The 6,637-nt window shown below is 57.7% G+C and carries 7 protein-coding genes and 2 pseudogenes; 6 read left to right on the top strand and 3 right to left on the bottom strand.

The features are described 5' to 3' along the window. Positions 1–462: 462 nt before the first annotated feature. A complete protein-coding gene (locus ABJN75_RS02715) occupies positions 463–918 on the bottom strand; it encodes a MarR family transcriptional regulator (RefSeq protein ID WP_348436617.1) in 456 nt (151 codons plus the stop codon). A gap of 215 nt (positions 919–1,133) precedes the next feature. Between ABJN75_RS02715 and ABJN75_RS02720 the strand changes: the two genes are divergently transcribed. From ABJN75_RS02720 to ABJN75_RS02745, 6 genes and pseudogenes are all read left to right on the top strand, one after another. Then, entirely contained in the window at positions 1,134–2,114 is a 981-nt protein-coding gene (locus ABJN75_RS02720; RefSeq protein ID WP_348436619.1) for an ABC transporter substrate-binding protein, read from the top strand. Between the two features lie 70 nt (positions 2,115–2,184). Further along, entirely contained in the window at positions 2,185–3,090 is a 906-nt protein-coding gene (locus ABJN75_RS02725; protein ID WP_348436620.1) for an ABC transporter permease, read from the top strand. Next, entirely contained in the window at positions 3,083–3,877 is a 795-nt protein-coding gene (locus ABJN75_RS02730) for an ABC transporter ATP-binding protein (protein WP_348436622.1), read from the top strand. The genes ABJN75_RS02725 and ABJN75_RS02730 overlap by 8 nt, the downstream gene beginning before the upstream one ends. A 53-nt stretch (positions 3,878–3,930) precedes the next feature. After that, a complete protein-coding gene (locus ABJN75_RS02735; RefSeq protein ID WP_348436624.1) occupies positions 3,931–4,539 on the top strand; it encodes a peroxidase-related enzyme in 609 nt (202 codons plus the stop codon). Between the two features lie 45 nt (positions 4,540–4,584). After that, positions 4,585–5,178 carry an OsmC family protein gene (locus tag ABJN75_RS02740; RefSeq protein ID WP_348436626.1) on the top strand — a complete coding sequence of 198 codons (594 nt, stop codon included), beginning with the start codon at positions 4,585–4,587 and terminating at the stop codon, positions 5,176–5,178. 74 nt (positions 5,179–5,252) lie between these two features. After that, positions 5,253–5,861, top strand: a pseudogene (locus ABJN75_RS02745) (transposase). On the opposite strand, the pseudogene ABJN75_RS02750 reads toward ABJN75_RS02745, so the two are convergent. Beyond that, a pseudogene (locus ABJN75_RS02750) lies at positions 5,782–6,292 on the bottom strand (transposase); the annotation flags it as partial. The pseudogenes ABJN75_RS02745 and ABJN75_RS02750 sit on opposite strands and share 80 nt — an antisense overlap. Positions 6,293–6,381: 89 nt before the next feature. After that, positions 6,382–6,561, bottom strand: coding sequence for a TRAP transporter large permease subunit (locus tag ABJN75_RS02755; RefSeq protein ID WP_348436628.1), 180 nt, complete (start codon positions 6,559–6,561; stop codon positions 6,382–6,384). Positions 6,562–6,637 lie beyond the last annotated feature (76 nt).

The raw sequence follows: 6,637 nt of genomic DNA on the forward strand, positions 1-6,637 counted from the left end.
CGTTCATTCAAACCTCCGTTTGGAAGCTTTGAATCAGAAATCAGAACCGATGGGAATCCCGAATGTCCACAGGCCCTAATGGTGTGAGGACAAGGGTCGAAATCCGGATCGGGACAATCCGTTTTGCGACGAGCGCGAAAAGCGCGTGGTTCTGATGGAACCTGATCTGCGGACTTCATCATGGCCAGCGGCAGTCTGTGAATGACCGCAATCAAAGGCCGGACACATGCCTGCTGCCGACCAAGCTGTCAAAACATCAAAATGGCCCTTGCCAAACGGAGACCGTTCACACATGAACCGAATGCTTGTCTGCGGACGCCCGACATCCGTTCGTTGCCAAGCCTCGGCGGGAGCAACCAAATAAGCGGCCGATCAAAGACTGAATGCTGACCCTATGCCGATCCGCGTACCAACGCCCTGGCAATGCAATCGCTTGAAATGACATGCCTTCGGTGGGCCCGCTCAGAGACCCGGCAGCGCGCCGTCTTCGCCTTGCATCATCTTGTCCAGGATCAGGTTGAGTTGCTGAAACTCGGCCTCGGTCAGCTTGCTGCGGAAATAGTTGGCCGTCTCCATTGCACGCGGCAAGAACGCGTCGAGCTTTTGCTTGCCAAGGGCGGTGAGATGGACGTCACGACCGCGCTTGTCACCGTCCAGGGGGATGCGTGAAATCATGCCTTTCCGGTCCATCGAACCGAGGATCCGCGAGATCACCGCCCGGTCCACACCCAGGTAATCAGCCATCGCCGACGGGCTCTGGATTCCGTACAGGCCACGCATCACCAGAACGCACCACATAATGCGCGACAGCCCGAGTTCGCCCAGAAGCCGTTCGTAATGCCGCTCCATGAGCCGGGCGGTGCGGGTAAACCTGAAACCCAGGCCCCCGCGCAGTTGATATTCATGTTCGTCGGTCATGTGATTGACATTGTCAATTATCTCGTTTCATATGTCTGATAACGAAGAATTGGCGACGAGGCAAATTTGCTTGGACAAAGCCAATCACGGATCAAAGGCAATCTCGGGATTGCGACCTCGGACAAAAATGCTCCTGAAAAGCTGAGTGCCGAAGTCAAGGGAACCACTGAGAAAACGGTCGGGCTGCAATTCCCGCCACACATTCGGAGGATAACATGAAAGTCGCAACTCTCATTCGCGCAGCCATGCTTGCACTCGCAGCAGCTGCCGCGCCGGCTGCTCACGCGGCTGAAATGAAGACCATCGCGATTTCGACAATCGTCGAAGTGCCATCACTGATGGACGGCAAGCAAGGCATCATCGATGCCCTAGCAGATCGCGGATATGTCGAGGGCGAAACGCTCCAGATCGAATACCAGAACGCCAATGGCAGCATGCCGACGCAGCAGCAAATCGCCAAGAAATTTGTCGGCAACGCGCCGGACGTGATCGTGCCGATCACCACCCCGACCTCCCAGGCCATGGTCGCCTCAACCAAGGCCATCCCGATTGTGTTCGTGATGGTCACCGACCCGCTGAAAGCCAAACTGATTGATCGCTATGAGCAGCCCGGGGCCAATGTCACCGGTGTCTCCGATGCTGCTCCGATCGGCCAGCAACTCGACCTGATGCTTGAACTCCTGCCCGACATGAAGACGGTCGGCTTTGTCTACAATCCCGGCCTCGACAATGCCCTGGCCGCACTCGCGGTCCTCAAAGAAGAAGCCGAAAAACGCAATCTGGCCGTTGTGGAATCAGCCGCGCCGACCACCAACGAGGTTATCCTGGCGACCAAGAAACTGATCGGCAAGGTCGATGCCGTCTATGTGCCAGACGACACCACCGTGGTCGCGGCGATGGAAGCCATCGTGAAGATCGGCTGGGACGTGAAAATGCCGATCTTTTCCGGCGAGACCAGCGGTGTGGAGCGCGGTGCTGCGGCTTCGGTCGGGCTCAACTATTACGCAGTCGGCCGGCTTGCCGGAGAGATGGTTGCCGACGTTCTCGACGGTAAGCCGGTGGGAACCATCGATGCCGTCATTGCCAAGGATCTCAATGACAAGTTCGAGACCCTCATCAACAAGTCTTCGGCCGAGAAGATGGGATTGACGGTGCCGCAATCAACGCTCGATGCGGCGACCAAGATATTCCAATAACAGCATCATCCCATCGGGCGATTGGCGCCCATCGACGTCAATCGCTCCAAGCTGATGGCAGTGAACTCCCATGTCCTTGTATGAATTTCTCGGCACGCTCGAAACCGGTTTCATTTTCGCTATTGTCGCGCTCGGCGCCTATCTGACATTCAAGATACTGGACTTTCCGGATCTGACCGTGGAAGGCAGCTTTCCGTTGGGCGCCGCCGTCTGCGCCACCCTGATTGTCGGGTTCGGCGTCAATCCCTGGCTGGCCACGCTGCTTGCGGGCGGCGCCGGCTTTGCCGCCGGGTTTATTACCGCCTACCTCAATGTGCGTTTCAATATCCTGCATATTCTGGCCGGCATTCTGGTGGGCATTGCGCTCTATTCGCTCAATCTTCGCATAATGACGGGGCCCAACAAGGCGCTGCTGGGGGTCGAAACAGTCTATTCGGCATTCGAGGGCTGGGGCTATCCGGGCTACATCGTCAATCCGATCTTCCTTGGCATTCTGGTGCTGGTCATCAAATTGCTGATCGACCTTCTGCTTGCCACCGGGCTCGGCATTTCGATGCGCGCCGCCGGCGCCAACCCGGCGATGGCCGAAGCAAACGGCGTCAATGTCGGCAACATGAAGCTGTTTGGCGTCGGGCTTGCGAACTTTCTCACCGCAGTCGCCGGTGCGCTGTTTGCACAAATCTTCGGCGCGGCCGACGCCTATATGGGGATCGGCGTCATCATTGTCGGACTGGCATCGGTCATCGTCGGCATGTCGGTCCTGCCCTCCGATACGATCGCCCGCGCGACTGCGGCCTGCATCATCGGCGCGGTGCTTTACCGGCTTGCGGTGGCAGCGGCACTCAATGCCGACTTCATCGGGCTGCAGGCGTCCGATGTCCAAATGGTGACCGCAGCGCTGGTTGCTGTGGCTTTGATCGTACAGCAATCAGGACTGTCTTTCCTGAAGTTTTTCAAGAGGCGCAGCAATGATTGAACTTTCGGATGTCCATGTCACGTTCAACCCCGGAACACCGCTGGAAACCAAGGCCTTGCGTGGCATCAGCCTCAATGTTCCCGAAGGCCAGTTCCTGACCGTGATCGGTTCCAACGGCGCTGGAAAATCGACCTGCCTCAATCTCATTGCCGGCCTGTGCCGGCCTGCCAGCGGCACCGTGGCTGTCGCCGGTGACGATATTTCCGATTGGCCGATCTATCGGCGGTCGAAGTTCTTGAGCCGGGTTTTCCAGGATCCCAAGATGGGCACATGCGAGGATCTGACCATCCTCGAAAATTTCGCGCTGGCGCAGGGCCGAACCCGCCCTCGCGGGTTTCGCATGGCGGTCACCCGCACAATCAAGGACGAGGCAGCCGAGCGGCTGAAGGTGCTGGGACTCGGTCTGGAGAGCCGGCTCCACGACAAGGTCGGTCTGCTGTCGGGTGGTCAACGCCAGGCGGTGAGCCTGTTGATGGCCACGACCGGCGACACCAAGGTCTTGCTGCTCGACGAACATACTGCCGCGCTTGACCCGAAAACCGCCGGTTTCGTCCTCGAACTGACGCAGTCGATCGTTGCCGAACTGAAGCTCACGGTGGTCATGGTCACGCATTCGATGGCGCAGGCGCTGCATGTCGGCGACCGCACGGTGATGTTTCACCGCGGCCGGATTGTCACCGACATCGACGGACCGAAACGCGCGGCGATGCATGTCAACGACCTGCTCGCGTTGTTCAAGCAGGAGCAGCACGAGGAACTCAGCGACGACGCATTGTTGCTCGGCTGAGACGGGCCGGCAACCCTAGAATCTTTGAACCCAGACAGCCAAGGAAACCAGCAATGCCATGGATTGATGCCATTCCCTACGATCAGGCCGAAGGGCCGCTCAAGACCATCTATGACCGGGTCAAGGGACCTGGCAACAAGGTCGACAACATTCTCGCCATGCACAGCCTGCGTCCGCATACGCTCGAAGGTCACATGACGCTGTACAAGAATGTCCTGCACAATTCCAACAACACGGTGCCGAAATGGTTTCTTGAAACCGTCGGCGTCTGGGTGAGCGCGCTCAATCATTGCAGCTACTGCGTTGATCATCATTTTGCCGGTCTGAAACGGCTGTTGAAGGATGACGCTCGCAGCGACGAAATCCGGGCGGCAATTATCGGCCGCGCCATCAGCCGCGCGCCACTCGATGACGCTCAGAAGGAAGCCTTGCGCTACGCCGAAATACTGACGCTAGCACCCAAAAACCTGGTCCAGGCCGATGTCCAGAAGCTGCGTGAACTGGGCTACAGCGACGGCGAAATCCTCGAGATCAATCAGGTGGCGGCCTATTTCAACTATGCCAACCGGACGGTGCTTGGCCTCGGCTGTTCCACCGACGGCGAAACACTTGGCCTCTCACCCAACGATTCCAGCAAGCCCGATGACTGGAACCATGGCTAAGCGCCGCAGCCCATTCAACCGACCATTCCAAGGAGACATAGATCGATGACGGATCAAAGCGATTTTCACGTAGGCGAGCGGGCCGAGGCCGCACCCGTCCCAACCCAGTTCGAACCGTCGCCGTTTCGCAAATCCCGCCCGCCCGAGCCGCTTTACTTCGAGGTCAATGTTGTTGCCGAAGCCCACGACCGGCAGAAGAAGTCGGGCGTGGTTCAGGTCAACATTCCCGGTTTTAGCCCGGTTAAGCTGTATTGCGACGAGCAGACGCCGGTCGGAGACGACACCGCGCCGCCACCGTTGGCCTTTTTCTCCGCAGGCATCGCCTTCTGTCTGATGACACACCTGACCGATATTCTCACAGCACGGAAAATCCAGGTCGATTCCCTGCGCCTCGAACAGCGGATCCGCTTCATGACCAATCTGGGCACGATGCGCGAACTCGGTCACACCACAGATGGTCGATGCGAAAAAGTCGAGACCCATGTCATCATCGAGAGCCCCGAATCCGAAGAGAGCATCCAGGCGCTCCTGGCCGAGGCGGAAGGCGCCTGCATGGCCCATTTCGCGCTGCGCAATCCGATCCCCTGGTCAACCCGACTTGTACACAACAACCGCGAATTGATTAGTAATGAGGGCTAGTGGATTGGTTCCGTAATTTGGCAAGCGGATTGATTGAAACAGTCGTGTCCCAGCACGTTCTCTAATCGCCTTGCATGACCCAAGCCACTCGTGCTGCCCTTTATCGCCGGCATCGGTTTTCCGCTCAGTCTGCGAATGGTCGAAGATTTGCCGGTGGCGCGTGGAATCATCGTCTCGCACCAGACAGTCGGCCTTTGCGCCGCGAAATTCGGTCTCCACTTTGCCAATGAAATCCGGCGGCGTTCATCCGGAAAGCTTGGCGACAAATGGTATCTCGATGTGCTGCTGCAGAGCCGCCGTCATACCAAGGTCGCCAAACTCTGATGCGAAAGCTTCTCAAAAGACAAGGTCATGCGCCACGCGTCATGATCACCGATAAACTCCGATCCTACGGCGCGGCAAAGCGCGATATCATGCCCGACGTCGAACATCGTTCGCACAAGGGATTGAACAACCGGGCAGAGAATTCCCATCAACCGACACGACCGCGAGAGCGGATCATGAAGGGCTTCAAACCAGCCCGACATCTCCAGCGTTTCATCTCCATTCACAACCCGGTCGCCCATCTCTTCCACATTTCACGCCACGATATCCCGTCCGACCATCACCATCGATCTGATCAAGCAAAGGTTCCAGCTGCGAGGCACCGCCAGCTTCCTGATCTGTCAGGCTATGGGCAATGATCTCGCCATTGTCGGCATCAACCGCCAGGTGCAGCTTGCGCCAGCCTCGTTGGGACTTTGCCTGATGTTTTTTCCAGCCATTGGCCTGCGCCATAGATCTTCAGCCCGGTGCTATCGATCAAGATTTGAACCGGCCCGTCCGCCACGGATTGGCGGCCATTGCTTTTGCTCGATGACTTCCAGGTTCCGGCTCTCCGGCTCAGCGTGGTGTGATCGGGCACAGGCCGATCCAATCCCATCAGATCAAGCACTGAACTCACAAGCCCTTGGCTCTGGCGCCACCGCAGCCCAAACACCATGCCCAGCATCAGCGTCGTTTCGTTCGCCAGGTCAGAGCGGCGAAGGTCAGCCCCGTACTCCGCCCAGTTCGGCACCTTGAACTTCATCTTACCGATGTGATGGCGGCGGGCGGCGTTATGTTTGTGCGGCATGCTGGACCAATCAAGCTATTTTCAGATCCTGGTCGCATAGATGCAAAACGCTGAAATTTGATCCGCGCACCAACGCTGTTAGCATGGGGTCACCTCAGGCTTCGCAAGGTTTCAGGCAGCCAGAGGCTGAGTTGAGGGAAGAAGATCACAATCAGCATCGCCACCATCAGGGTTGCAACAAAGGGCAGGATCGCAACGGCGACCTTCTCGAACTTGATGTTGGCGATCTGGCTTGCCACGAAGAGATTGACCCCAAGCGGCGGTGTCAGAGCCCGATCTGAAAGTTATTGAGTGATATCAGTGGGATGTGATTCCGTCGGATTGTCAAAGATTCGATGGAGGCCA

This window comes from Hoeflea sp. (assembly GCF_039975035.1).
Taxonomy (GTDB): Bacteria; Pseudomonadota; Alphaproteobacteria; order Rhizobiales; family Rhizobiaceae; genus Hoeflea.